The 22,061-nt window shown below is 47.2% G+C and carries 27 protein-coding genes; 15 read left to right on the top strand and 12 right to left on the bottom strand.

Annotation, left to right across the window (positions count from 1 at the left end; genetic code table 11):
- The first annotated feature begins 9 nt into the window (after positions 1-9).
- Complete coding sequence (locus IL_RS07610; protein ID WP_011234731.1) at positions 10-780, top strand: SDR family oxidoreductase; 771 nt, start codon at positions 10-12, stop codon at positions 778-780.
- 7 nt (positions 781-787) lie between these two features.
- Here the strand turns inward: IL_RS07610 and IL_RS07605 are convergent, their stop codons facing one another.
- Complete coding sequence (locus IL_RS07605; protein ID WP_011234730.1) at positions 788-1,246, bottom strand: hypothetical protein; 459 nt, start codon at positions 1,244-1,246, stop codon at positions 788-790.
- Between the two features lie 76 nt (positions 1,247-1,322).
- On the opposite strand from IL_RS07605, the gene IL_RS07600 reads away from it, so the two are divergent.
- The 6 genes from IL_RS07600 to glnS are packed head-to-tail and all read left to right on the top strand — an operon-like array spanning position 1,323 to position 6,211.
- A complete protein-coding gene (locus IL_RS07600) occupies positions 1,323-1,583 on the top strand; it encodes a hypothetical protein (RefSeq protein WP_011234729.1) in 261 nt (86 codons plus the stop codon).
- Between the two features lie 27 nt (positions 1,584-1,610).
- Positions 1,611-2,015, top strand: coding sequence for a hypothetical protein (locus IL_RS07595; RefSeq protein ID WP_011234728.1), 405 nt, complete (start codon positions 1,611-1,613; stop codon positions 2,013-2,015).
- Positions 2,012-2,788 (top strand): 5-oxoprolinase subunit PxpA, encoded by a 777-nt coding sequence (locus IL_RS07590; RefSeq protein ID WP_011234727.1) that lies wholly within the window; start codon positions 2,012-2,014, stop codon positions 2,786-2,788. The genes IL_RS07595 and IL_RS07590 overlap by 4 nt, the downstream gene beginning before the upstream one ends.
- A 25-nt stretch (positions 2,789-2,813) precedes the next feature.
- On the top strand, positions 2,814-3,527 hold the full coding sequence (pxpB, locus tag IL_RS07585; RefSeq protein WP_011234726.1) for a 5-oxoprolinase subunit PxpB: 714 nt from the start codon (positions 2,814-2,816) through the stop codon (positions 3,525-3,527).
- Positions 3,524-4,477: a biotin-dependent carboxyltransferase family protein gene (locus IL_RS07580; RefSeq protein ID WP_011234725.1), complete on the top strand. Its 954-nt coding sequence runs from the start codon at positions 3,524-3,526 to the stop codon at positions 4,475-4,477. Before pxpB ends, IL_RS07580 begins: the two co-directional genes overlap by 4 nt.
- Positions 4,478-4,525: 48 nt before the next feature.
- Entirely contained in the window at positions 4,526-6,211 is a 1,686-nt protein-coding gene (gene glnS, locus IL_RS07575; RefSeq protein ID WP_011234724.1) for a glutamine--tRNA ligase, read from the top strand.
- Here glnS and IL_RS07570 read toward each other — a convergent pair.
- The 5 genes from IL_RS07570 to IL_RS07550 form a co-directional block, all read right to left on the bottom strand.
- Positions 6,198-7,235 carry a saccharopine dehydrogenase family protein gene (locus tag IL_RS07570; RefSeq protein WP_011234723.1) on the bottom strand — a complete coding sequence of 346 codons (1,038 nt, stop codon included), beginning with the start codon at positions 7,233-7,235 and terminating at the stop codon, positions 6,198-6,200. The genes glnS and IL_RS07570 overlap by 14 nt on opposite strands.
- Before the next feature lie 4 nt (positions 7,236-7,239).
- The gene (gene fur / locus IL_RS07565) at positions 7,240-7,686 is read right to left on the bottom strand and encodes a ferric iron uptake transcriptional regulator (protein WP_011234722.1); all 447 of its coding nucleotides are present in this window, start codon (positions 7,684-7,686) and stop codon (positions 7,240-7,242) included.
- 45 nt (positions 7,687-7,731) lie between these two features.
- Positions 7,732-8,265 (bottom strand): flavodoxin FldA, encoded by a 534-nt coding sequence (fldA, locus tag IL_RS07560; protein ID WP_011234721.1) that lies wholly within the window; start codon positions 8,263-8,265, stop codon positions 7,732-7,734.
- A gap of 77 nt (positions 8,266-8,342) precedes the next feature.
- A complete protein-coding gene (locus IL_RS07555) occupies positions 8,343-8,558 on the bottom strand; it encodes a DUF2788 domain-containing protein (RefSeq protein ID WP_011234720.1) in 216 nt (71 codons plus the stop codon).
- 100 nt (positions 8,559-8,658) lie between these two features.
- A complete protein-coding gene (locus IL_RS07550) occupies positions 8,659-9,435 on the bottom strand; it encodes an alpha/beta fold hydrolase (RefSeq protein WP_011234719.1) in 777 nt (258 codons plus the stop codon).
- 106 nt (positions 9,436-9,541) lie between these two features.
- On the opposite strand from IL_RS07550, the gene IL_RS07545 reads away from it, so the two are divergent.
- Positions 9,542-10,024: a replication initiation negative regulator SeqA gene (locus tag IL_RS07545; RefSeq protein ID WP_011234718.1), complete on the top strand. Its 483-nt coding sequence runs from the start codon at positions 9,542-9,544 to the stop codon at positions 10,022-10,024.
- Positions 10,024-11,661, top strand: a complete 1,638-nt coding sequence (pgm, locus tag IL_RS07540) for a phosphoglucomutase (alpha-D-glucose-1,6-bisphosphate-dependent) (protein WP_011234717.1) — start codon at positions 10,024-10,026, stop codon at positions 11,659-11,661. Before IL_RS07545 ends, pgm begins: the two co-directional genes overlap by 1 nt.
- Before the next feature lie 4 nt (positions 11,662-11,665).
- Here pgm and IL_RS07535 read toward each other — a convergent pair whose 3' ends face one another.
- Complete coding sequence (locus tag IL_RS07535) at positions 11,666-12,952, bottom strand: MFS transporter (RefSeq protein WP_011234716.1); 1,287 nt, start codon at positions 12,950-12,952, stop codon at positions 11,666-11,668.
- A 152-nt stretch (positions 12,953-13,104) separates the two neighbouring features.
- On the opposite strand from IL_RS07535, the gene IL_RS07530 reads away from it, so the two are divergent.
- Both IL_RS07530 and hda read left to right on the top strand, forming a co-directional pair.
- Positions 13,105-14,190 carry a DUF2066 domain-containing protein gene (locus IL_RS07530; RefSeq protein WP_016341342.1) on the top strand — a complete coding sequence of 362 codons (1,086 nt, stop codon included), beginning with the start codon at positions 13,105-13,107 and terminating at the stop codon, positions 14,188-14,190.
- Entirely contained in the window at positions 14,190-14,903 is a 714-nt protein-coding gene (gene hda, locus IL_RS07525; protein WP_011234714.1) for a DnaA regulatory inactivator Hda, read from the top strand. Before IL_RS07530 ends, hda begins: the two co-directional genes overlap by 1 nt.
- Here the strand turns inward: hda and IL_RS07520 are convergent.
- Genes IL_RS07520 through arsC form a run of 3 tightly spaced genes read right to left on the bottom strand, consistent with a single transcriptional unit; the run spans position 14,900 to position 16,203 of the window.
- Positions 14,900-15,289, bottom strand: a complete 390-nt coding sequence (locus IL_RS07520) for a DUF2069 domain-containing protein (RefSeq protein ID WP_011234713.1) — start codon at positions 15,287-15,289, stop codon at positions 14,900-14,902. The two genes, hda and IL_RS07520, sit on opposite strands and share 4 nt — an antisense overlap.
- Positions 15,290-15,298: 9 nt before the next feature.
- Positions 15,299-15,856: an NAD(P)H:quinone oxidoreductase gene (wrbA, locus tag IL_RS07515; RefSeq protein ID WP_011234712.1), complete on the bottom strand. Its 558-nt coding sequence runs from the start codon at positions 15,854-15,856 to the stop codon at positions 15,299-15,301.
- Positions 15,856-16,203 (bottom strand): arsenate reductase (glutaredoxin), encoded by a 348-nt coding sequence (gene arsC / locus IL_RS07510; protein ID WP_011234711.1) that lies wholly within the window; start codon positions 16,201-16,203, stop codon positions 15,856-15,858. The genes wrbA and arsC overlap by 1 nt, the downstream gene beginning before the upstream one ends.
- Before the next feature lie 70 nt (positions 16,204-16,273).
- Here arsC and IL_RS07505 point away from each other — a divergent pair, with 70 nt between their 5' ends.
- On the top strand, positions 16,274-16,723 hold the full coding sequence (locus IL_RS07505; protein WP_011234710.1) for a TlpA disulfide reductase family protein: 450 nt from the start codon (positions 16,274-16,276) through the stop codon (positions 16,721-16,723).
- On the opposite strand, the gene IL_RS07500 is transcribed toward IL_RS07505, so the two are convergent.
- Positions 16,715-18,166, bottom strand: coding sequence for a beta-barrel assembly-enhancing protease (locus IL_RS07500; protein WP_016341340.1), 1,452 nt, complete (start codon positions 18,164-18,166; stop codon positions 16,715-16,717). The two genes, IL_RS07505 and IL_RS07500, sit on opposite strands and share 9 nt — an antisense overlap.
- 145 nt (positions 18,167-18,311) lie before the next feature.
- Between IL_RS07500 and IL_RS07495 the strand changes: the two genes are divergently transcribed.
- A complete protein-coding gene (locus IL_RS07495; protein WP_011234708.1) occupies positions 18,312-19,391 on the top strand; it encodes an AI-2E family transporter in 1,080 nt (359 codons plus the stop codon).
- Positions 19,392-19,413: 22 nt separating this feature from the next.
- Here IL_RS07495 and bcp read toward each other — a convergent pair whose 3' ends face one another.
- Positions 19,414-19,884, bottom strand: coding sequence for a thioredoxin-dependent thiol peroxidase (gene bcp / locus IL_RS07490; RefSeq protein ID WP_011234707.1), 471 nt, complete (start codon positions 19,882-19,884; stop codon positions 19,414-19,416).
- A gap of 177 nt (positions 19,885-20,061) precedes the next feature.
- Between bcp and dapA the strand changes: the two genes are divergently transcribed.
- Together dapA and bamC are read left to right on the top strand one after the other, a co-directional pair.
- Positions 20,062-20,952 carry a 4-hydroxy-tetrahydrodipicolinate synthase gene (gene dapA, locus IL_RS07485; protein ID WP_011234706.1) on the top strand — a complete coding sequence of 297 codons (891 nt, stop codon included), beginning with the start codon at positions 20,062-20,064 and terminating at the stop codon, positions 20,950-20,952.
- A complete protein-coding gene (gene bamC, locus IL_RS07480; RefSeq protein ID WP_011234705.1) occupies positions 20,952-22,040 on the top strand; it encodes an outer membrane protein assembly factor BamC in 1,089 nt (362 codons plus the stop codon). The genes dapA and bamC overlap by 1 nt, the downstream gene beginning before the upstream one ends.
- Positions 22,041-22,061 lie beyond the last annotated feature (21 nt).

Genomic DNA, 22,061 nt, shown 5'->3' with positions numbered 1-22,061 from the left:
AGCTCAATAATGTCTCAACAACGGAAGACCATTTTAATTACCGGAGCCAGTTCTGGTCTGGGGCAAGGTATGGCTCGCGAGTTTGCCGCTCAGGGTAAAGACCTATGCCTGTGTGCACGTCGGCTAGACCGGCTGGAAGCCTTAAAAACCGAACTGGAAGAAAAGCATTCTGGCATAACGGTCAGCATTAAAACCTTGGATGTAAATGCCCACGAGGACGTGTTCCGAGTGTTTCAGGAGTTTAAGCAAGAGCAGGGGCAAGTTGACCGCTTTATTATTAATGCGGGCATGGGTAAAGGCGCAGCGCTTGGCACTGGCTACTTTGAAGCAAACAAAGCAACAGCTGAAACGAACTTCGTAGCCGCACTGGCACAATGTGAAGCGGCTATGGAAATTCTCCGCGAACAAAAGCAGGGGCACCTGGTGACTATTTCGTCCATGAGTGCTTTCCGCGGTATGCCGCGGGCTATGACGGTTTATGCAGCAACTAAAGCAGGTTTGGCCTCGCTAACCGAGGGCATTCGTGCAGACTTAATGAAAACCTACGGCAGCAACAGCCCAATAAAAGTCTCGACTATTTACCCGGGCTATATTCGTTCGGAAATTAACGAGAAGGTGAAAAACACACCTTTTATGGTGGACACCGAAACCGGCTGTCGCTTATTGGCAAAAGCCATTAATAAAGAGCCAGTGAAAGCGTATGTCCCTTACTGGCCCTGGGCATTAATGGCGTTTTTAATGAAACGACTGCCACTGAAATGGGTGTTAAAGCTGGCTTAGCTTTCGGTTATTCACCAGAGTCAGAGCACACGGCGTCGCCACGGGTAGACACCTGCACCGACAGAGATTGGCTGACGCCTTGTGCATCGTTAAACAGAAATACCGGCTCGACTAAAAACATGTCACCACGCTTGCCGTCGTGGTTTATTTCCAGTCGCTGATCAGCCAGTTCCAGTTTAATGCAGCCGTCGTGTTCTGTGGTCATAATGCGCTGCCATTTATCCGGTTGTGGTTCGTGCAGCCAAATTTCGTGGCCCTGCCAACTTTGTTTTTCACCCCGTTCGCACCAGTAACTATGAACCTCCAGCGCGCCGTCTTCACTGGTTTCCAGTTGACGTATGTCGCATTCATCTTCATGCGGTAACTCCGGCTCCATGGCGGTGTACTGGTACACAACAACGCTGACAAAAATAACAAGAAGTGTGACGGCCGAAGCGCCTAACCAGATAAGAATTTGCTTTAACATATGGCTCCAGAACCTGATACAGTATAAGTTCTTAGTATAAAGACAATAATTATAAGAACAATGATTTGGGGGAAGTATGTGGCAACGTGTTTTGGCATTACTGATTCTTATTGTGGGCTTGCTTCTGGCCGTTCTGGGTGTGGTCAGTGACAACGATACTCCTGTTAGGTTAACCGGCGCGGTTCTTATGTTAATTGGTATTATCTGGCTGTATAAGCAGCCGACTTTAAAGTCGCTTAACCGCACGGACAAACCCATTTTGAAATGGTATCAGTCTCCCATTCTCTGGATACCGATTATTGCGGTCATTCTTTTTGTGATTAGTCTGTTTATGTAAGCAGAGACTCAGTTAGGAATTAAATTAATGAATATAGCAAAACGAATTGTTATTTTGGCCGGCGCGGTGGGTCTGTTCTTTTATACCGCAGAGCAGGAAGAGCTGATTACGCTAATTGCGAACTTTAATCTGAGTTGGTACAAACTGGGTGTTCCTGTTGCCTGGGGCTTAGTTATTGGCGGGCTTTGCGCGCTGTTAAAATTTCGCTGGCTGCTGTCCTGGATGGCACCTGTTACCTTAGTTGCCAGCGCAATAACGACTATGGGCCTCACTGGTGCAGCAGCGGTATTTGTGAAACATCAACTGGTGGTGCTTTGCTTGCCGCCGTTACAACTCGCCGCCGTAGGTGTTGGTCTGTATTTATTTGCCGTGGGTCTGGTTAAGCTAATGGGAGACATTGAAGCCAGAAAATCGGAAAAAGGTGAGGAATGAGTCGTAAAAGTAGCCAGAGAATTACATTAAACAGCGATATTGGTGAAAGTTTCGGTGCCTGGAAAATGGGCGCCGATGACTTAATTATGCCGCACATCGACTGCGCTAATGTAGCTTGTGGTTTTCATGCGTCAGACCCGTTAACTATGCTGAAAACAGTCAAGTTAGCCAAACATCATGACGTGACAATAGGCGCGCATCCTGCGTACCCCGATCTCGTTGGTTTCGGCCGACGTCATATGGCATTAAAACCTGATGAAGTCACCGCTTTAATTCAATATCAGGTGGGGGCGTTACAGGGCATTTGTTCCGGCCAGAAAACCGAAGTGAAATATGTGAAGCCACACGGCGCACTTTATAACGACATGTTAAGCGACGGTCAGCAATTCGATGCTGTTTGTCAGGCCATTGCCGCTTTGCAGGACGACAGACATGAACCCTTGCCCTTGATGGTTATGGCAACTCCCGAAAATGACGCCTGGCGCCACCGCGCGCAGCAATTTGGTGTTGAATTATGGTTTGAAGGTTTTGCCGACCGCGCTTATGACGATAATGGTCAGTTGCGCTCGCGGAGCAACCCCGACGCTGTGCACGGTGATGTTGAAGCTATGTATGCTCAGGCAGAGGCTTTCGCGACAGGTCGCGCTATTGAGAGCGTGTCGGGCAAATCGCTACAAATTGAAATTGATTCTCTTTGTGTTCACGGGGATAACCCCAAAGCGATAGAAACCGTAGAGAAGCTGCGGAGTATTGTCCGGCAAGCTAACGAATAAACTCAGGAATGACTAAAGTTCAGTTATGAAAGAAGAGTCTGATTTTCCAAAATTCGTTTCAGCCGGCGCCGATGCCGTTATAGTCTATTTAGGCGAGGGCATTAGCGTGTCAGTTAACCAGCGTGTTCTGGCTGCGGTTAAGGCAGTAAAGGAGCAACTGTCTGATGTTGTGCTGGATTTAGTGCCGTCCTATAACTCCTTAATGGTTTACTACAACGTGCTGAGCATTGACGAGCCCGAAATACGTGAACGCTTGCGTAAAGCTTTAGCTGACCTCAGCTCTGATACTAACGAGCTGAGTGGCAAGCTGCATCGCATTCCGGTTCTTTATGATGAAAGTGTCGGGCCTGACCTTGCCCGCATTGCTGACATGAACAACTGCTCTGTGGATGATGTAATAAAAACACACACCGAGCAAACGTACCGCGTGCACGCCATGGGTTTTGCGCCGGGCTTTGCTTATTTAGGTGAAGTAAGTGAGAAGATCAGAACGCCTCGTTTAGATAACCCCAGAAAACGCATTACCGCAGGCAGTGTTGCCGTTGCTGAAAATCAGACCGCGGTTTATCCGTCAGCATCGCCCGGAGGCTGGAATATTATTGGCCGTACTTCCACCCAGCTATATGATCCGTCATCGGGGACTATCAGCCCGCTGAACGTAGGTGATGAAGTCGAGTTTTACGCGGTAAGTAAAGAGCAGTTTATTGAAGAAGGCGGCGACACGGAGGCCTTGTCATGATGCGTATTATTGAGCCGGGTATGCGCTCAGCCGTTCAGGATTTTGGGCGCTTTGGGTATTTGTCGAAAGGCCTGACCCGTGGTGGCCCTATGGATGAACACGCGTTTTTATGGGCTAATCGGTTGCTGAGTAACCATTTTAATGCCGCTCAAATAGAAATTACCCTGGGTGGCTTTGAGGTAGAATTTGACCGAGACTGCCAGTGTGCTGTGACCGGTGCTGACGTTCAATTGACGCTGGACGACGAGGTGTTAAATACCTGGCAAAACTTTAAAGTGCGCGCGGGTCAACGCCTGAAAATGGGGTACGCCAGTGCTGGTGTCAGAGCCTATTTAGCGGTGCAGGGTGGTTTTCAGGTGGAACCTAAGTGGGGCAGTTGTGCAACCGTTACTCGCGACTCAGTCGGCGGCCTGCACGGTGATGGCTCGTTTTTAAAAGCGGGTGACGAACTGAGTTTTAATGAGCAGAATTATCAGGTATCGCGGCGCGTGGGCTGGGCCTACAGATCCGACTATCAGAAAACTCCGGTTATTGGCTTAATACCGGGCTTTCAGTACGACGCCTTTCCCATGTCTGCAAGAGAAGCTTTCTGCTACGAAGATTACGAAGTGACTAAAGACAGCGACCGCATGGGCATTCGCTTGTCCGGTAAAGCGTTGGAATATAACGGTGAGGGTTTGGTGTCTGAAGGCGTGAATGTGGGGTCTGTACAGGTGCCTGCAAATGGCCAGCCTATTATTATGATGAACGATCGCCAGACCTTAGGCGGCTACCCGAAACTGGGCACCATTAACCCGTTCGATTTAGGTCGGCTGGCACAATGCCAGCCGGGGCAGACCGTTCGTTTTACCCGCATTGAGGGTAAAGTTGCACAGCAGCAATTGCGCCGTTTTTATCAGTTTTTTAATGTTCGCTTAGCTTGTCAGGCTGACGATAACCTGCGATCATAGCCGCTTCATATTATCCGGTGTTGATTTTGTAGCGGAGACAAAAGGTTCATGGCAGATACTGACTCTCGTCCCAGTAATTTTATTCGTCAAATCATTGATAAAGATTTGGCCAGTGGTAAGCACGCAACTGTACACACCCGTTTTCCTCCGGAGCCGAATGGTTACCTGCATATTGGCCATGCCAAATCGATAGTGCTGAACTTCGGTATTGCCGAAGACTACAACGGCACCTGTAACCTGCGTTTTGATGATACCAACCCACTGAAAGAAAAAGTGGACTATGTGAACTCCATTAAAAAAGACGTGGAATGGCTGGGGTATCACTGGGAAGGCGAGCCGCGTTATTCCTCTAATTACTTTGATCAGCTACACGGGTTTGCGGTTGAGCTGATTGAAAAAGGCCTGGCCTACGTTGATTTCAGTTCGCAGGATAAAATGCGCGAAATGCGCGGTACTCTGAAAGAGCCGGGCGTAAACAGCCCTTACCGTGATACTTCTGTGGAAGAGAACTTAAAGCACTTTGCTGACATGACAGCAGGTAAGCACGAAGAAGGCACCGCCGCATTACGGGCAAAAATTGATATGAGCTCGCCGTTTATGTGTATGCGCGATCCGGTAATTTACCGTGTGCGTTTTGTACACCATCACCAGACTGGTGATAAATGGTGCGTTTACCCAATGTACGACTTCACCCACTGCATTTCGGATGCGCTGGAAGGCATTACACATTCATTGTGTACGCTGGAGTTCCAGGATAACCGTCGTTTGTATGACTGGGTGCTGGATAACATCAGCATTGACTGCCATCCACAGCAAATTGAATTCTCGCGCCTGAATCTGCAATACACGGTAATGAGTAAACGCATTATTAATACGTTGGTAGATGAGAATAAAGTAAGCGGCTGGGATGACCCGCGTATTGCCAGCATTGCTGGTTTGCGTCGCCGTGGTTATACACCAGATTCAGTTCGTGAGTTCTGCCGCCGTATTGGTGTGACCAAAATGGATAACCAGGTAGAAATGAGCATGCTGGAAGCCTGCATTCGTGATGACCTGAACGTCAATGCACCACGCGCTATGGCGGTGATGGATCCGGTTAAAATTGTTATTGAAAACTACCCTGAAGGCGAACAGGAACTGCTGGATGCGCCAAACCACCCGAATGACCCGGAAATGGGCTCGCGTCAGGTGACTTTTAGTCGTGAAATCTGGATTGAACGGGAAGACTTCCGTGAGTCGGCTAATAAGAAGTTCAAGCGTCTGGTGCTGGATAAAGAAGTGCGTTTGCGTAATGCCTATGTTATTCGTGCAGACCGGATAGAAACCGACGATAACGGCGAGATCCAGACTATTTACTGTCATTACGACGCTGACACTCTGGGTAAAGACCCGGCAGACGGTCGTAAGGTGAAGGGCGTTATTCACTGGGTGTCTGCAGAAACTGCAAAAGCAGCAGAATTCCGTGTGTATGATCGCTTATTCCAGGTGCCTAACCCGGCAGCCGAGGAAGACTTGTTCTCAACCCTGAATCCGGAGTCTTTGGTTATTAAGAAAGGCTTTGTGGAAGCTAACTTAGCGAGTGCGAAACTGGGCGAGAACTTCCAGTTTGAACGTCTGGGCTACTATTGTCTGGATCAGGATGCTGAGACTGAAGGCCGTTTAATATTCAACCAGACCGTTGGTTTACGTGACAGCTGGGCGAAAATAGAACAGGAACAAACTACTGGATCTTAAACTGGTCCAGTAGCTTAGCGCCGTATAAACGTGAGGGGGGGTAAAAGCCCCCTGACTGCTTCTGGCTTAAGGTATGAATGGCTATCTCAACAGCTCCTTCGGCAGTTAGCGAATAGCCGTTTTTCACTTTAACCCGCATACTTTTCTTATTGCCTTTGGCATCGCTGATTTCACCCCAAACGTAAGTGGGGTTATTCTTCCGTTCTTTTTCTTCAGGGCCAGCAGGCTGTGATTCGAGCTTTTTCTTCAGTTTAGCCTGAACCCATTTCCACTTAAATACCCAACGGAACCAGTTCATCCGGCGCATTTTCTTCACTAAGCGTGGGCTGGCCGGTATGTACACTTCAATATTGGGTATTTCCGTGGTGTAGTAGGCGGTAGAGACATCGCCCCAGGGAATGGTCATGGCATATTTTTCGCCATTACCAAAATCTATCCAGCGAGAATGCCATGCGTGAGGGACATCGGTAATTTGTCCTTTAATACGAGCGGCGCCACCACGACCTAAACGTTCTATGCTGGTTCTGGCAGTGCCACGACTCATGCGTGAACCTGAATCAAAGCCTAAGGCCAAGTGTGTAGCTTCCGGCATCTGCGCATTGAGTCGCGCGGCAATACAATCGGTTGGAATAACATCGAACCCAACGCCCGGGCATAAAACAATACCGGCTTCACGCGCGGTTTTGTGCATAGAGTGAGCGTATTCAAATACGTCTATCTCGCCGGTAATGTCTAAATAGTGGGTTTTGGTATCAATACAGGCTTGAATAAGGGGAATTGCGGTCTGGCTGAATGGGCCTGCGCAATTAACGACTAAGTCTACGTCTTCTAACTGCTTTTGAACTTCATCAATACTGTCGAGCGAGAAGACCTTGTATTGAAAGTCTAAGTGACGTGCTACTGGCTCAAGGGCGTTTTCGTTACGGCCGGCTAAAATAGGTTGGTAACCGCGTTTTTTAGCCTGATGGGCAATAAGTTTGCCTGAATAACCGTATGCACCGTAAATGAGCCAGCGCAGTGCCATATTATTACTCTGCCTCAGCGGCAGCTTTGTATTCGCAGCCTTCGCCACGCTGACATTCACCGTAAAGGTACAAACTGTGGTTAGTCAGTTTAATTTTATTTGCTGCGGCTACTTTTTCCTGACGCTCTTCGATTACGTCATCTTCAAATTCAAAAACGTGGCCACAGGTTAAACACACCAGATGATCGTGGTGGTGCTTTGCACTCAACTCAAATACCGAACGCCCACCTTCAAAGTGGTGGCGAGTAATAATACCAGCGTCATCAAACTGGTTTAGTACCCGGTAAACGGTAGCCAGGCCAATTTCATCTTTTTGTTCCAGCAGAATTTTATAGACATCTTCGGCACTGATGTGTTGGTTATCTGGTTTTTTCAAAATCTCCAGAATCTTCATCCGTGGGGAAGTGACTTTTAGTCCTGCTTTTTTCAGCTGTTCGTCGTTACTCGCCATAATAATTAGTATCTCAGTTAAACATGTATAACAGCATACCCTGTATTAGCTGTCACTTGCCAGTTCTGCCAGACACATTTCTTCATAAACTTGCTGGCACCATTTGCTAACGCGTTCTTTGGTTAACTCTGGCTGACGGTCTTCATCTATGCCCAAACCGACAAAGTGTGTGTCGTCGGCCATACCTTTAGAGGCTTCAAAATTGTAGCTCTCGGTAGGCCAGTGTCCGACAATAATGCCACCACGAGCTTCCACAATGTCGCGAACCATGCCCATGGCATCAAGAAAGTATTCAGCGTAATCTTCCTGATCACCACAGCCAAAAATGGCAATGAGCTTGTCCGTAAAATCGATTTCTTCCAGTTCGGGGAAAAAGTCATCCCAATCGCACTGAGCTTCGCCGTAATACCACGTCGGAATACCGAACAATAGTAAGTCGTAATTGGCAATATCTTCTTTACTGGATTTGGCGATGTCTTTTACATCAACGAGCTTTTTACCAAGCTCTTTCTGAATCATCTGTGCGACGGCTTCGGTGTTACCGGTGTCGCTTCCAAAGAAAATTCCAACAGTTGCCATAAGTCAATTTTCACCTGATTATACGAATAAACAGTACTGAACGGGTTGCCATTCAGCGGCGTAAATTATCAATTGGGTTAAACTCCGGATTCCCAGAGCACCTGAATAATACCTTTAGCGATAAAGCCAAAACAGCCAAGAAAGAGCACCATCCAGACAATAACCTGGCCAAATTTGGGCACTGCAGAACGTTTTAACACGTCCCGAATGGCTAAGCCTATTAGTAAGAATAGTATGCCCAGCGTAAAATTGGTGGCCAGAACTTCAATTTGTTCGTAATACTCAGCTAACATACTGCTTAACCTCGCTGGTACTTAACCTAAGAATGCTTAATGCGGTCTTGACTGTTTTTTACGGCGCTTAGATTACCATAAAGCACGGCTGGTGGCGAGATTACTGCGCTATAAACTCAATGACCAGGCGGTTAAATATTCTTGGTTTCTCGGCATGTAGCCAGTGGCCTGCACCTTCAATAACTTTTACCGAGGCATTGCTAAATCGGGCTGCCACGTCTTGTTGATGCTTTTCTGTGAGGTAGTTTGAGCTACCTCCTTTTATAAAAAGCACCGGACCGTCGTATTGGCCTTTGCTGACAGCCGCTGAAATTTGCTGATAATTTTCTCTTAGCGCTTTTAGGTTAAGCCGCCATTGGTAACCGTCGTCAGTTTTTTTCAGGTTTTTCAGCAGAAACTGGCGTATACCTTTTTCTGAAATTGTCTCGGCTAACTGTTTGTCGGCGTCGCCGCGGCTTTTTACCTGGTCTATGTCCAGGTTAGAAAGAGCGTCTAATATGCTGTCGTGGGTACCGTCGTAAGCGGCGGGTGAAATATCGGCAAATATCGCCGCTTGAATTCGTTCAGGGGCTTTTATGCAAGTTTCCATTGCTATTTTGCCCCCCATAGAATGACCCACTAAATAAAACTGTTTCAGGTTCAGCGAGTCAGCCAGTTTGATAATGTCCTCTGCCATGTCCGGGTAAGTCATGCTGTCGCTGTGAAACGATTCACCATGATTACGGGCGTCGGGCAAAATGCAGTAGTAGTTTTCTGACAGTTCACGGGCAAGACTTTTTAAATTGTCTTTATCGCCAAACAGGCCGTGAATAATGATGATAGCCGGATTGCTATCCGTACCTAATGTTTCGTGATTCAACAATGAAGAGTCTGCCATCGAACTGCCTTTAGTGATAAACTTTGGTCTATATTTTCAAGGCTTTGTCGGGGTGTTGCAAGTGACAAAGCGCAACCTTTCAATTTTTAGAGGTAGAAAGTCAACAATGAAGCGGATTGACATTGACGATGACTTATACACGTACATTGCAAGCCACACCAGGCAAATAGGCGAGAGCGCATCGGATATTCTGCGTCGTTTGCTGGACGTGAATAGCAGTGAACCTGAAGCCGACAGCAAAAGCGAACCCACTGAGTCGGTTTTTAACCGTTTGAATGAGCAGGATGTGCGTATTCAGAAAAGCGTAGTAGCGCGCTTTCTGTATATTTTAAGCATGTTGTACCGCTGCCACCCGAGCGAATTTTCGCAAGTGCTGGATATTCGCGGTCGTGATCGTCAATATTTTGCCCGCTCAGAAGAAGCTTTACTGACATCGGGGAACAGCACGAACCCGAAGCAGATTCCGGACTCTCCATTTTGGGTAATTACCAATACCAATACGACTAAGAAAAAAGCCATGCTGACTCAGGTAGCAGAAAAACTGGGTTATCAATCGGCTGATGCAGAAAAAATTAGGGACTTTTTATAATGGCGGATCACGAGCGAGCAGGCCAGTTGGCGCAGGCCAGCGACTTGACCAATATAGCGCAATTGACCAGTGCGTATTATGTTTATGAGCCGGACCCACGCAAAGCGGCTGAAAAAGTCAGTTTTGGTACCTCGGGTCATCGAGGCAGTTCATTGAAGCGTTCCTTTAATGAAGCGCATATTCTGGCTATTGCTCAGGCTATTTGTGCTTATCGCGAGGAGCAGGGCATTACCGGACCTATTATGGTGGCTAAAGACACTCATGCGCTGTCTGAGTCTGCTTACATTAGTGCGTTAGATGTTTTTATTGGCAATGGCGTAGAGGTTCAGGTTCAGACTGAGCATGACTACACACCAACTCCGGTTTTAAGCCGCGCGATTATTGAGTGGAACCGTGAGAACACAGCTAAAGCCGATGGCGTGGTGATTACACCCTCGCATAACCCACCAGAAGATGGCGGTTTTAAATACAACCCGTCACATGGTGGTCCGGCAGACTCTGACGTGACCCGAACCATAGAGAAATACGCAAACGCGTTACTGTCTTCAGGACTTGTCGGCGTGAATACCTGTGAGAGTGAAGACGTATTACAGCACCCGAAACTAACCTTTGTTGATTGGCGCACGCAGTATATTAGCCAGCTTGATGACTGCATTGATATGTCGGCTATTCAGGATGCGAAACTGAGACTGGCGGTTGATGCCATGGGTGGCTCGGGCGCTAAGTACTGGACGCAAATTGCAGAGCATTACAACTTATCGATTGAGGTTCGTAATGCCGTGGTCGACCCGACATTCTCTTTTATGCCGTTGGATAAAGACGGAAAGATTAGAATGGATTGCTCGTCGCCTTTTGCCATGGCCAGCTTGCTCGAGCTGAAAGACAATTACGATTTGGCTTTTGGTAACGACCCGGACTATGACCGTCACGGCATAGTGACTCCGACACACGGTTTACTGAATCCGAATCATTATTTGTCTGTGGCAATAGATTACTTATGTAAGAACCGCGACTGGGATAGCAGTATTGCTATTGGAAAAACTCTAGTGTCCAGTGCCATGATTGACCGCGTGGTGGGCGCAAACGAGCGACCATTGATGGAAGTACCGGTGGGTTTTAAATGGTTTGCTAAAGGGTTGTTTGAACGTTCAATTGCGTTTGCCGGTGAAGAAAGTGCCGGTGCTACTTTACTTGACCGTAAAGGCAATACCTGGACGACCGATAAAGACGGCATTGTCATGGCACTGCTGGCGGCTGAAATACTGACGAAAACCGGTAAAAACCCCGGCCAGTATTACGATGACTTATGCCAGCAACATGGTACGGCTTATTATCGTCGCGTTGATACGGCTTCCAGTGTGCAAAAGAATGCGCGCTTTAAAGACATTCGTGCCTACAAAGTAAAGCTGCCTGAACTGGCGGGTGACAGTGTGTCTGATATTTCTACCAAAGCGGCAGGGAATGACGCCCAGTTTGGTGGGATAAAAGTGACTACTGATAACGGCTGGTTTGCTGCCAGACCTTCAGGCACAGAGCCTGTTTATAAAATTTACGCAGAAAGCTTTGTCAGCGAGCAACATCTGGATGACATTCTGGAGCAGGCCACCACCTGGGTGAATGACCTGCTGTCAGACTAAGCCTTTAACGAAGGACGGCGTTGGATTCCATTTCCTCGTCGTCTTCTTCTTCCGTTTCCGGGGCTTCCTCAGCCATTGACGTTAAAAGCTCATCAGAAGTTTGTGACGGTGCCAGTATGGCAAAGTTGCTGTGCAGCTGGTCTTCTGCTTTTGCCCGACGTGTAATGCGGTACAGAGAATAAAAGCCAACACAGGAGGTAAGCGCGGCTAAAAGTAAAAAGAAGTAATTAATGGCACCAAACTGCATTAACGCAGCTACCGCAGGCGCACCAATAATAGAGCCTGCTCCTCCAATTTTAATGATGGCACCGGTTGCTCCCACCATTTGATCTCGTTCCAGAAAATCGTTTGTGTGCGCCATGCCGAGTGAATATAAAGGCAAGATGAACGCACCGAGCAGACCAACGTTTAAATAAATGAAAATAGCGTTAGATGCACTAAGCTGTGAAAGGGTCGCCGCGGTAAGTGTCCCTCCGGCGGCACAAATAGCCATAACAAAACGACGGTCGATGCGGTCCGACAATAAGCCAAATGGTGCCTGCGAAATTAAGCCTCCGGCAATAAAGGCGGCCATGAAAAAGGTAATTTGCAGAACACTAAGGCCTATGTAGGACGCATACATTGGCCCTATACCGTAAAACATGGCGTAGCAGGCCTGCATTATAAACGCATTAATTACGCCCAGTGGAACGGTTTTCAGCAGCAGTGAAATGGGGACTTTTCTGTTTTCGTGCGTTGTAGGCTCAGCCGTAACGCTGACCAGAATTGGAATAAGCGCTAAGTTAATGAGCAGAGCAACAATAGCGAAAGCAACAAAGCCAGCCGGGTCGGCGACACCGAGAATCAGCTGCCCGACAATGAGTCCGCTGTATATAATGACCAGATAAACTGACAGCAGGGTACCGCGGCTACGGTTATCGGCCATGGTATTAAGCCAGCTTTCAACAATGACGAAAATACCAGAAATAGCGAAACCGGTTATAAAACGCATGACGAACCAGACCACCGGATCGACCCAGATGGCCTGCATCAGAATACTAAAGGCAGCCAGCGCGGCAAGGCCGCCGAATGAACGAATATAGCCTACCCTGCGAATATCTTTTGGTGCGCGGGTCGAGCCAAATAAATAGCCGATAAAATAAGCCGACATGATAAAGCCGGTGACTAAGGTACCAAAACCTTCAATGGTAGCGCGCAAACTTAACAGGGTGCTGGTCATGCCGACACAAACCCCAATTAAACTGATACTGCCGAGCAGAGAGCTGATACCGCGAAGTTGTTGTTTTAGCATGCCTTTGTCACCCTTCGTCCGTTTGTCGCAATACTACCGTTAGTGGCTTTATTTTCCTAGTGAAGATTCCCACAAGCTTATCCACAAGTTGTTACTTGCTGTTCGCTACCTGGCTGTTTAATATGCTCTCAAAGTCTTATTTGGATAATGACATGTCAAAGTCGCAGATTCATTACTTCGCTGCCAGTTTATTTTTTCTGTTTAGCCTTTTTAAGGTGACAGGTGCCGAAGCGCGGTTAATAGAAAATTTGTATTCGGCAGAAGTGGCAGTGGCCTCGCAGAGTTCATCTGACCGGCAACAGGCAATAGGACAAGCGTTTGACCGTGTTATAAAAAAATTAACGGGGCAAACCGAATTGGCCGGGCATGATGCGATACAGCGAGCAAAACGTGATGTGAATAATTATCTGGTTCAATACGGTTACAGTGAAAATGAAGGACAGCGAACTTTAACGGCGACATTTGACGGCCGCAAGTTACGCGCACTTCTGGCTGAGCAGCAGTTACCCTACTGGGGCAGCCGGAGACCACAACTGATGCTGTGGATAGCGAAGGAAAACAGCAACGGTCAGCGCGTAATCATTGATAGTAATAGTGAATCAGTATTTACCCAGCAACTGAGATTCTTTGCGCAGCAATACAGTATTCCAATTCAGCTGCCGCTGATGGATTTGACCGACAGTTTCACCATAAATGCGACCGATGTCTGGGGGCGCTTTTTAGACCCGGTGAGAACCACTACAGAGCGTTACGGCACAGACGGTTTATTGATCGGTCGTATCATTCGTCAGGACAACGAGGAAAAGCCCTGGAGTTTAAACTGGTTTGTTGAAGTGGGAGACGACCGTTTCTCCGGTGAAGTGACAGCGACCAGTCCAGACTGGCTAGCGGAGCCTCTGGTCGAGCAGCTAATGGCGCAGTTGGCTAAGCAGTACAGTGTTACTGCGGGTGATGAGAATGTTCGTAATACGTTGATGATTAAAGTTGAAAAATTAAGTAGCTTAAATCGTGTTTTAGAGTTGGAAGCGTTTTTAGATAGCATTGTCTCTGTTAGCGACGTTCGTTTACTTGAATACTCGCAAGCTATGAGTGAATTCGAGATTGTGGTTAACGGCCCGGTCGATCAAATATTGCAGGCTATCAACTTGGATGGACGCCTGGTTTCACAGGAACTCGGGCCGTTTGTTGCTGCGCGACAGACTGAAACACCGGTTTATCGTTGGAATGAGAGCCGCTGATGTCACCACAGCAATTACCGTTAGCCGTACAGTTGCCGGATGACGAGATATTTTCTACTTTTCTTGCGGGCGACAACTCAACCTTATTAAGTTGGTTAGAGAGTTTGCCTACAACTGAGCCACCGCTGAGGAGAAGCCAGCAATTGACCTGGTTGTCGGGAGCGAGTGGGGTAGGAAAAAGCCACTTAATGCACAGCGTTATAGCTTCGGCCGGGTCGCAATACCGCATTGCGTATTTACCTTTGCGTGAGTTGGCTAAAGCCGATGCATCGGCCGTTCTGCAAGGAATTGATCAGGCTGATCTTATTTGTCTGGATGATATTGATACGGTAACGCTGGAACAGAATTGGAGTTTTGAGTTGTTCTCGCTTATTAATCGCGTAACCGATAATGAGTCGACACGTTTGGTCATGACGGCTAAACAGTCTGCTGCTCAAACTAAAGTTCTGTTACCGGATTTACAGTCGCGTTTCCAATGGGCAACGGGCTTTCAGGTTCAGCCGCTGAACGACGAAGAAAAAATTAATGCGTTAATTTTGCGGGCACAATGGCGTGGACTGGAGTTGCCGAACGATGTTGCGGCTTTTATGACTCAACGACTGGGTCGTTCCATGCGGGATTTAATGAAAGCGTTAAACGAGCTTGATAAAGCCTCTATTACTTACCAACGCCGCTTAACAATTCCTTTTGTTAAGCAGGTTCTCGAAATTTAGTCGTAGTCTTTTAGTTTTTTCAGCCCTAACCCCTGAGCTCTTCCCTGATAGCGGGCATAACCTGTTGCGCCAATAAATGCGCCGGTTGTAAATATCAGTTCCAGTATTGACCACACACGCTCATCCGGGTGGGTGTAGACCACGGTTAAGCCATGCAGAAAGTAAAACATTAAAACAAAATTAGTCCATGCGTGGGTATAAGGTTTGCCTTTAACCAGACCATGCAGAGGGAATAACAACGGCAGCACCCAGAGGAACAAAGCAATATAAACTGGCAATGTACCCGGCGCGTCGGTTGGCATACCGTGCCACAGTGCAACTAAAATGAGCAGTGGCCAGTAACAAACTTGTGTTAACCAGCGATAAAAGCGTGGAGAAGTCGGCATTGATAATTCCTATGATGAGAGCTTAGAAGCGGTTTGCGTGACTCGTTTACCCAAAGCGATAGCGCATTGCTTTTCATGGTCAGTTAACTTATTGCTGTGCTCATGGTGGCTGGCACCATAAGGTGAACCGCCGGACTGAGTCTGATGCAGAGCCGGTTCAGAATAAGGAATGCCAACCAGCATCATACCATGATGCAGCAGCGGTAAAGCCAGAGTCAGCAGGGTCGATTCTTGTCCCCCATGAAGAGAACTGGAGGAAGTGAACACCGCACCGGGTTTGTCAGTTAACGTAGCCTGCAACCATTCGCGCGAGGTGCCTTCCCAGAATTTTTGCAGGCTTGAGGCCATATGCCCAAATCGAGTCGGACTGCCCAGAATAAGAGCATCGCAGGTTTCAAGGTCAGCGTTTTCAACTTCCAGATCGCGGTCACTGACGGCATCACTGCCGTGCCCGGTGCTGCGTAAAACAGCTTCGCCTCCAGCCGCCGTAACGCCTTCGGCTATCGCGTCAGCAAGCTGCTGAGTAGCCCCGTTACGGCTGTAATAAAGAATAACGACGCGGGTCATTATAAAATATCCAGTACAGCTTCAGGAGGGCGGCCAATGGCCGCTTTATTACCCCGAATAACAATAGGGCGCTCAATAAGCTTAGGGTTATTGACCATTGCGGTAATCAATTCATCTTCGTTATTGATACCGGCCAGACCAAGTTCTTTATATGCGTCTTCTTTTTTGCGCATTAGCTGATCGGCAGAAAGCCCTAACTTTTCCAGTATATCTTTTAATTCTGCAGCGTTAGGCGGAGTTTTAAGGTATTCAACAACTTCCGGCTCAACGTCATTCTGCTTGAGTAATTCAAGAGTTTGTCTTGATTTTGAGCAACGCGGGTTATGATAAATTGTTACTTGGCTCATAAGTATCGTACCTTGTAGTATCTGATTATTAGGTAAGTATAAGTTAATAGTAACGTAATTGAGGTAAGGAATGAAACTGAGAACGCTAGTGTGCGCGGCAGCTGCTGTGCTGATAACAGCTTGTTCGCAAGAGCCGGATGTGGTTACCGATGCCGACAATGAGTTTCGCTGGGGCGACCTTGGTGAAAAAACGGTGGTGGTAAACTACTTTGCTGAGTGGTGCGCTCCTTGTTTAAGAGAGTTACCCGAGTTAAACGAATTTAACCAGCACAAAGCAAAAGATGTTGAGTTAGTCGGTGTCAGTTTCGATCCAATGTCTAACGCTGAACTGGCTGAGCTGAAACAGCGTCATGGAATAGAGTTTCAGTTGGCGTTGATGGAGCCTGCGCCAAAGTTTCCGTTTCAGCGCCCGCAGATGTTACCGGCTACCTACGTAATAAAGCCGGACGGCAGCGTCAAAGGGCCTTTAATGGGAGAGCAGGACTTAGAATCGCTGGAAAATGCGGTTAACTCACATTAACGATTTTATTTGCTGCTCTAAGCTGCGCATTTGCTCAATACGTGCATTCAGACGTTTATGCGTCAGATCGCTATCGGTATGGTTATGTGCAGTGTGCAGCTGATCAATGGCGAGCCGGAAGTTTCCTCTTAACGCCAGTGATTCCGCTCGGGTTTCGTACATAGCCGCTCGCTTGCCACTACGCTCGTACACTTGAGTGAGAAGATCAAGCGCCAGCGGGTGGTCCGGTTGTTTTAGTAAAAAATCGCGCAGAAGCTTCTCAGCTAACTCGGTGTCTTCTGCTTGAAGGGCCGCGTTAGCAAAGTTAAGAGTAATAACAGGCTCGGTTGGCTGCTGAATGTACTTGCCTCGTAGCCAGCTTAAAACCGTCTCGTAATCTTTTTGTGCCAGTAGAATGTCGGTCTGGACATCAATATAGAATGGATCATTAGGATAGCGCTCTAGTAGTGGCTGCATAAGCTTATAAGCTACATCAATGTTGCCACCGTCTAACGCGCGTATGGCTAAACCATATTGCCCTGCTTGTTGGTTAATTGAATTGCTACTGGAGCGCATAGATTCAAAGTCACTATTCGTGGTGTTGCCAATATACCGAGCCTGAACTCTGGTTTTAGCCAGGGCAAAGTCGAGGCTGGGGGGGACGTCCACTCTTTGCATATTTTCAGCGCGAGCACGAGTGTCTGCTATGCGGGACTCAGGCAATGGGTGAGTCATGAGCATTTCCGGGGGCTTGCTTACATAGCGGTATTTTTCTGCCAACCGACCAAAAAAGTCGGGTGCGCCACGGGGATCAAAACCTGCGGCTAACAACGTAGAGAGACCGATGCGGTCGGCTTCCATTTCATACAACCTAGTGTAATTAATTTGTGACTGACCGGCCATACCCATTGTGGCGTAAAGGCCTGCAGCACCGGCTTCAGGGTTGGCCATGCCGACTAAAATAGAGCCAATGATACCAGCAATGGTCATAGGCATACTGCGCTGTTGTTCCTGCATTCGACGAACCATGTGACGTTGAGTAATGTGCGCGACCTCGTGTCCAAGTACCGCCGCGAGCTCTGACTCGGTTCTTGCTTCGTCAATTAAGCCCGTATGCACACCTACGTAGCCGCCCATGAAGGCGAAGGCGTTTATTTCCTTATTGTTAATCCAAAAAAAGTTGAAAGGATAGCGCACACCGCTGGTGTTTCTGACTAACCGCTGGCCAATGCTGTTTAAATAGCTGTCTAATACCGGATCGTGAACAATAGGGGCTTGTGAGCGTACCTGACGCATGTAAAAGTCGCCTACAACACGTTCACGTTCGATACTCATGAAAGCCGCGCCGGTAGTTCCAATTTCTGGTAAACGTTGGTTATCCTGCATAGCGTTGCTGACAGCACTAAAGCTGATTGCAAAGATCAATAAACAAGCGGTGAAAGTGTGTAATATTTTGGTGGACATCAACTACTCATAGGCCAAATGAAACGGATTTAATCTTCTCTTAAGAGCAAAATTCTTATCTTTAGTTCCTTTTTACTCTATGGGGTTATGGAAAGATTGCAAGGACTGATATTATCATCTCAACAAAGGTTAAGAGATAGTGGTTATGTGGGAATACATTCAACAGTGGTATCAACGGAAATTTTCTGACCCTAATGCAGTAACTTTATTTCTGTTACTGGTTGTTGTGGTATTAGTCATTGTGTTTTTCGGTAGCTTAATTGCGCCGTTGTTAATTGCTATATCTCTGGCCTATTTGCTAGACTGGCCGGTAATGCGATTGATGGGGCTTGGTTTATCCCGTTTAACCGCCACGATTATTACCTTTTCGTTATTCCTGGCATTAATGATTGTTACTTTGCTGACTCTGGTTCCCGTTATTTGGCAACAAAGTACGACTTTGATTCAGGAAATGCCTGATATGGTTACGAACCTGCAAATTTGGCTGCATAAACTACCTGAAATGTTCCCGACTATTGTCGATGACAGCCAAATTACTGAGTTTACTCAGGAAGTAAAAAGACGAGCAGTGAGTTTAGGAGAAAGCCTGTTAACGGTTTCCCTGACCTCTATTGTGAACGTCATGGCCATGCTGGTTTATCTCATTATCGTGCCGCTTTTAATCTTTTTTATGCTAAAAGACCGCGATATATTGATTGCTCATTTCAGCCGTCTGTTGCCTTCAAACCGTCAGTTAATTTCGCAGGTCGGGCAGGAGATGAACCTGCAAATTATGAACTACATTCGTGGCAAAGCAATTGAAGTGGTGGTGGTTGCGATAGTCACTTTTGTTACCTTTAGCTTATTTGGGCTGCGCTACTCGGCATTACTGTCCATTATGGTCGGTTTATCGGTTTTAATTCCCTACGTAGGCGCTGCGGTCGCAACCATTCCGGTGGTATTAGTGGCTTTATTTCAGTTTGGGCCAACGGCGGCATTTGTTTGGGTGACCGTAGCCTATCTGGTTATTCAGGCTCTGGATGGTAACTTACTGGTACCGCTATTGTTCTCAGAGGCAATAAGCTTAAACCCAGTCTACATTATTGGCGCGGTATTAATTTTTGGCGGCATATGGGGGTTCTGGGGCGTGTTTTTTGCTATTCCGCTGGCCAGTCTGGTCAAGGCGGTACTAACAGCATGGGACAGTGGCACCGGGGAAAAGGCAGAAGAGCAAACACCGCTTTAGTGCGGTGTCTGCTCTATAGAGCTTAAGCTTGCTTAAGGTGCTCCAGCACCACTTCGTGATGCTCTTTAGTTTTAAATTTATTGAAGACTTTTGAAATGCTTCCGTCCTGTTCTACTAAAAAGCTAATACGGTGAATACCATCGTATTCTTTACCCATAAACTTTTTCAGGCCCCATACGCCAAAGTCTTCAGCCACTTTATGGTCTTCGTCGCTTAACAAGGTGAAGTTTAACTCATCTCTATCAGTAAACTTAGCTAAGCGTTTAGGCGCATCAGGGCTTATACCAACAGAGACAACATTAAATTCCTCAAGCTGCTTACGGCTGTCGCGTAAGTTTTGTGCCTGCACAGTGCAGCCCGGTGTCATGGCTTTTGGATAAAAGTAAACCAGTACCCGGTTCTCTTTTAATAACTCCGATAAGGTCACTGAGTTCTCGTTCGCATCCGGTAAAGTAAAGTCAGGCGCTTTATCGCCCTGTTGTAGTGTCTGCATTGCATTCTCCTGGAACTTAGTTAACAGTGCCAACATCATAGCGGACAGATGCCGTCTTGGAAAATGCCATACCGGCAAAAGTTTACGGAACCTTCTTGGCAAGTTACGTTCCTATCACTTGTGTTTCGTCAGGGCTGGCATTACCATTGGAGCCCCAATTTAGGACTTGGAGAATGTATGCTTAAGGGCAGTATTGTCGCTTTAGTTACCCCTTTTACAAAATATGGCAATGTTGATTACAGTGAACTTGAGTTTCTGGTTAACAAACATTGCGAAGCGGGTACCGACGCTATTGTAGCGGTTGGCACGACAGGGGAGTCAACAACCTTAACGCATGAAGAACATATCGCTGTCGTTAATGCCATGGTCGAACTCAGTGCCGGGCGCATCGATATTATTGCTGGAAACGGTTCAAACTCGACCAGCGAAGCCGTGCAACTGACAGAAAAAATGACCCAGGCGGGTGTAAGTGGCTTTTTAAATGTTACGCCATATTACAATAAACCTTCTTTAGCAGGCTTAATTGCACATTATCAGGCCTGTGCCGATGCTACGGATAAACCCCAAATTCTATATAATGTTCCGGGGCGCACCAGTCTTGATATGACACCGGACATGGTCGAACAGCTGGCAAAAATTGATAACGTTATTGGTATAAAAGAAGCTACCGGTGACGTGAGTCGGGTTCAGGAACTTAAAGAGCGCTGCGGCGATGACTTTATCTTATTAAGCGGTGATGACCCTACTGCACGCGAATTTATGTTTGCGGGTGGTCATGGTGTTATCAGTGTTACCGCTAATATTGTTCCGGCAAAAATGAAAGAACTGGTAACGGCGGCACTTGCTGGTGATAAAGAAAGTGCGAATCAGATCGATGCTGAGCTGGCACCTTTGCATAATATGTTATTTGTTGAATCCAACCCCATTCCGGTAAAATGGTCGCTCGCTTTAATGGGTTGGGTCAGCGCAAATTATCGTCTGCCACTGACACCTCCGGAAGAGAGTAATCAACAATTGATTGAGTCAGTGTTACAGAAAGCAAACCTACTGAATATTCAGGAGTCGTAATGAAATTGTCTCGCCTTGCGTGGATGGGCGTAGCTGCCGTAGTTGTAACAGGTTGTTCGTCGGTAGAGAAAGAACGTGCCAGCGGCGGGTTTGAATACGTGAACATTCAACCTACTGCCTCACTGAATATTCCAGGTGGTCTGGAGAAGCCGGAAAAAGGAACTCAGTATCAAATTCCGGATACGAACATAGCACCAGCTCCTGTTGGTTATAAAGTCAATATAATGGCTCCGCAGCAGGTTCGTCCTATTGGACTGGGCAGCCGGGTGTTAGAAACTGAAACCGAAACCCGGGTGTACTTTGATATTGTCGATGGCATGGGAGACTCAGTAACCGAGTTTGTTCGTCAGGCGGCATTTGATGTACTGGAAAGACGCGACATTCAATGGGAAAAGGTGGGTGATAACCGTTGGCTTACCGAGCAAATGACGGTACAGCAAACCATTGAGGGCGACAGCGGCTTTTTCGGATTTGGCGGAGAGAGCGACAGTGATCTGGAAAGAACTTTCCGCTATGAACTAACTCAGGAAACCGAATCGCATCAGCGCAGCACCGCACTACGAGTCGATGTTAACGACTTTACTCAGGTGATTGGTGGTGAAGAGCAAGAGGTTGCTCCTTTGGTTGTTCGTAATTTGGAAGCTGATTTACTTAATGCGATTATTTCGGAAGTTAACCGGAAACAACAACTGGCTGTAGCTCGTGAAAAAGCGGCCGGTATTGAAACTAGCTTGTCAAAAGCCGCAGAAGGACATTCAGTTTTCATTGTTGAAGACAATTTTGAGCAAGCATGGCCATTAGTTAACTTGGCTCTTCAGAATATTGGTTTTGAGGTTGAAGATTTAAACCGCGAGACAGGAACCTATTTTGTTGAGTACAGCGAACCCGGCAGCGGCTTCCTGTTCATTGGTGGCGATGACTACGAAGACCTGGGCATAGCCGAAGGTGAGTACGAATTCCGATTACTGGAAGACGGTGAAAATACCTCGGTTACGGTTTACCAGGGTGAGGAAATTGTTTCCGACGAATGGATTAATCAAGTATTTGAAGCCTTTAAAAACGCTGTTAAACAGCAAAGCCAACTTTAACTTAAGCGCGAGTGGAAAGAT

It is taken from the genome of Idiomarina loihiensis L2TR (assembly GCF_000008465.1).
Classification (GTDB): domain Bacteria; phylum Pseudomonadota; class Gammaproteobacteria; order Enterobacterales; family Alteromonadaceae; genus Idiomarina; species Idiomarina loihiensis.
This window is presented reverse-complemented; position numbering and strand designations above follow the sequence as displayed.

Bases quoted from the DNA above. Each gene is read 5' to 3' on its own strand.
- IL_RS07500 (WP_016341340.1), bottom strand. From the start codon at position 18,166: ATGTCCACCAAAATATTACACACTTTCACCGCTTGTTTATTGATCTTT.
- bcp (WP_011234707.1), bottom strand. From the start codon at position 19,884: ATGCAGACACTACAACAGGGCGATAAAGCGCCTGACTTTACTTTACCG.
- IL_RS07605 (WP_011234730.1), bottom strand. From the start codon at position 1,246: ATGTTAAAGCAAATTCTTATCTGGTTAGGCGCTTCGGCCGTCACACTT.
- pgm (WP_011234717.1), top strand. From the start codon at position 10,024: ATGGCGGATCACGAGCGAGCAGGCCAGTTGGCGCAGGCCAGCGACTTG.
- hda (WP_011234714.1), top strand. From the start codon at position 14,190: ATGTCACCACAGCAATTACCGTTAGCCGTACAGTTGCCGGATGACGAG.
- IL_RS07600 (WP_011234729.1), top strand. From the start codon at position 1,323: ATGTGGCAACGTGTTTTGGCATTACTGATTCTTATTGTGGGCTTGCTT.
- IL_RS07550 (WP_011234719.1), bottom strand. From the start codon at position 9,435: ATGGCAGACTCTTCATTGTTGAATCACGAAACATTAGGTACGGATAGC.
- IL_RS07545 (WP_011234718.1), top strand. From the start codon at position 9,542: ATGAAGCGGATTGACATTGACGATGACTTATACACGTACATTGCAAGC.
- fldA (WP_011234721.1), bottom strand. From the start codon at position 8,265: ATGGCAACTGTTGGAATTTTCTTTGGAAGCGACACCGGTAACACCGAA.
- IL_RS07610 (WP_011234731.1), top strand. From the start codon at position 10: ATGTCTCAACAACGGAAGACCATTTTAATTACCGGAGCCAGTTCTGGT.
- wrbA (WP_011234712.1), bottom strand. From the start codon at position 15,856: ATGACCCGCGTCGTTATTCTTTATTACAGCCGTAACGGGGCTACTCAG.
- pxpB (WP_011234726.1), top strand. From the start codon at position 2,814: ATGAAAGAAGAGTCTGATTTTCCAAAATTCGTTTCAGCCGGCGCCGAT.
- IL_RS07555 (WP_011234720.1), bottom strand. From the start codon at position 8,558: ATGTTAGCTGAGTATTACGAACAAATTGAAGTTCTGGCCACCAATTTT.
- IL_RS07495 (WP_011234708.1), top strand. From the start codon at position 18,312: ATGTGGGAATACATTCAACAGTGGTATCAACGGAAATTTTCTGACCCT.
- dapA (WP_011234706.1), top strand. From the start codon at position 20,062: ATGCTTAAGGGCAGTATTGTCGCTTTAGTTACCCCTTTTACAAAATAT.
- glnS (WP_011234724.1), top strand. From the start codon at position 4,526: ATGGCAGATACTGACTCTCGTCCCAGTAATTTTATTCGTCAAATCATT.
- IL_RS07535 (WP_011234716.1), bottom strand. From the start codon at position 12,952: ATGCTAAAACAACAACTTCGCGGTATCAGCTCTCTGCTCGGCAGTATC.
- IL_RS07595 (WP_011234728.1), top strand. From the start codon at position 1,611: ATGAATATAGCAAAACGAATTGTTATTTTGGCCGGCGCGGTGGGTCTG.
- arsC (WP_011234711.1), bottom strand. From the start codon at position 16,203: ATGAGCCAAGTAACAATTTATCATAACCCGCGTTGCTCAAAATCAAGA.
- IL_RS07530 (WP_016341342.1), top strand. From the start codon at position 13,105: ATGTCAAAGTCGCAGATTCATTACTTCGCTGCCAGTTTATTTTTTCTG.
- IL_RS07505 (WP_011234710.1), top strand. From the start codon at position 16,274: ATGAAACTGAGAACGCTAGTGTGCGCGGCAGCTGCTGTGCTGATAACA.
- IL_RS07590 (WP_011234727.1), top strand. From the start codon at position 2,012: ATGAGTCGTAAAAGTAGCCAGAGAATTACATTAAACAGCGATATTGGT.
- bamC (WP_011234705.1), top strand. From the start codon at position 20,952: ATGAAATTGTCTCGCCTTGCGTGGATGGGCGTAGCTGCCGTAGTTGTA.
- IL_RS07520 (WP_011234713.1), bottom strand. From the start codon at position 15,289: ATGCCGACTTCTCCACGCTTTTATCGCTGGTTAACACAAGTTTGTTAC.
- fur (WP_011234722.1), bottom strand. From the start codon at position 7,686: ATGGCGAGTAACGACGAACAGCTGAAAAAAGCAGGACTAAAAGTCACT.
- IL_RS07580 (WP_011234725.1), top strand. From the start codon at position 3,524: ATGATGCGTATTATTGAGCCGGGTATGCGCTCAGCCGTTCAGGATTTT.
- IL_RS07570 (WP_011234723.1), bottom strand. From the start codon at position 7,235: ATGGCACTGCGCTGGCTCATTTACGGTGCATACGGTTATTCAGGCAAA.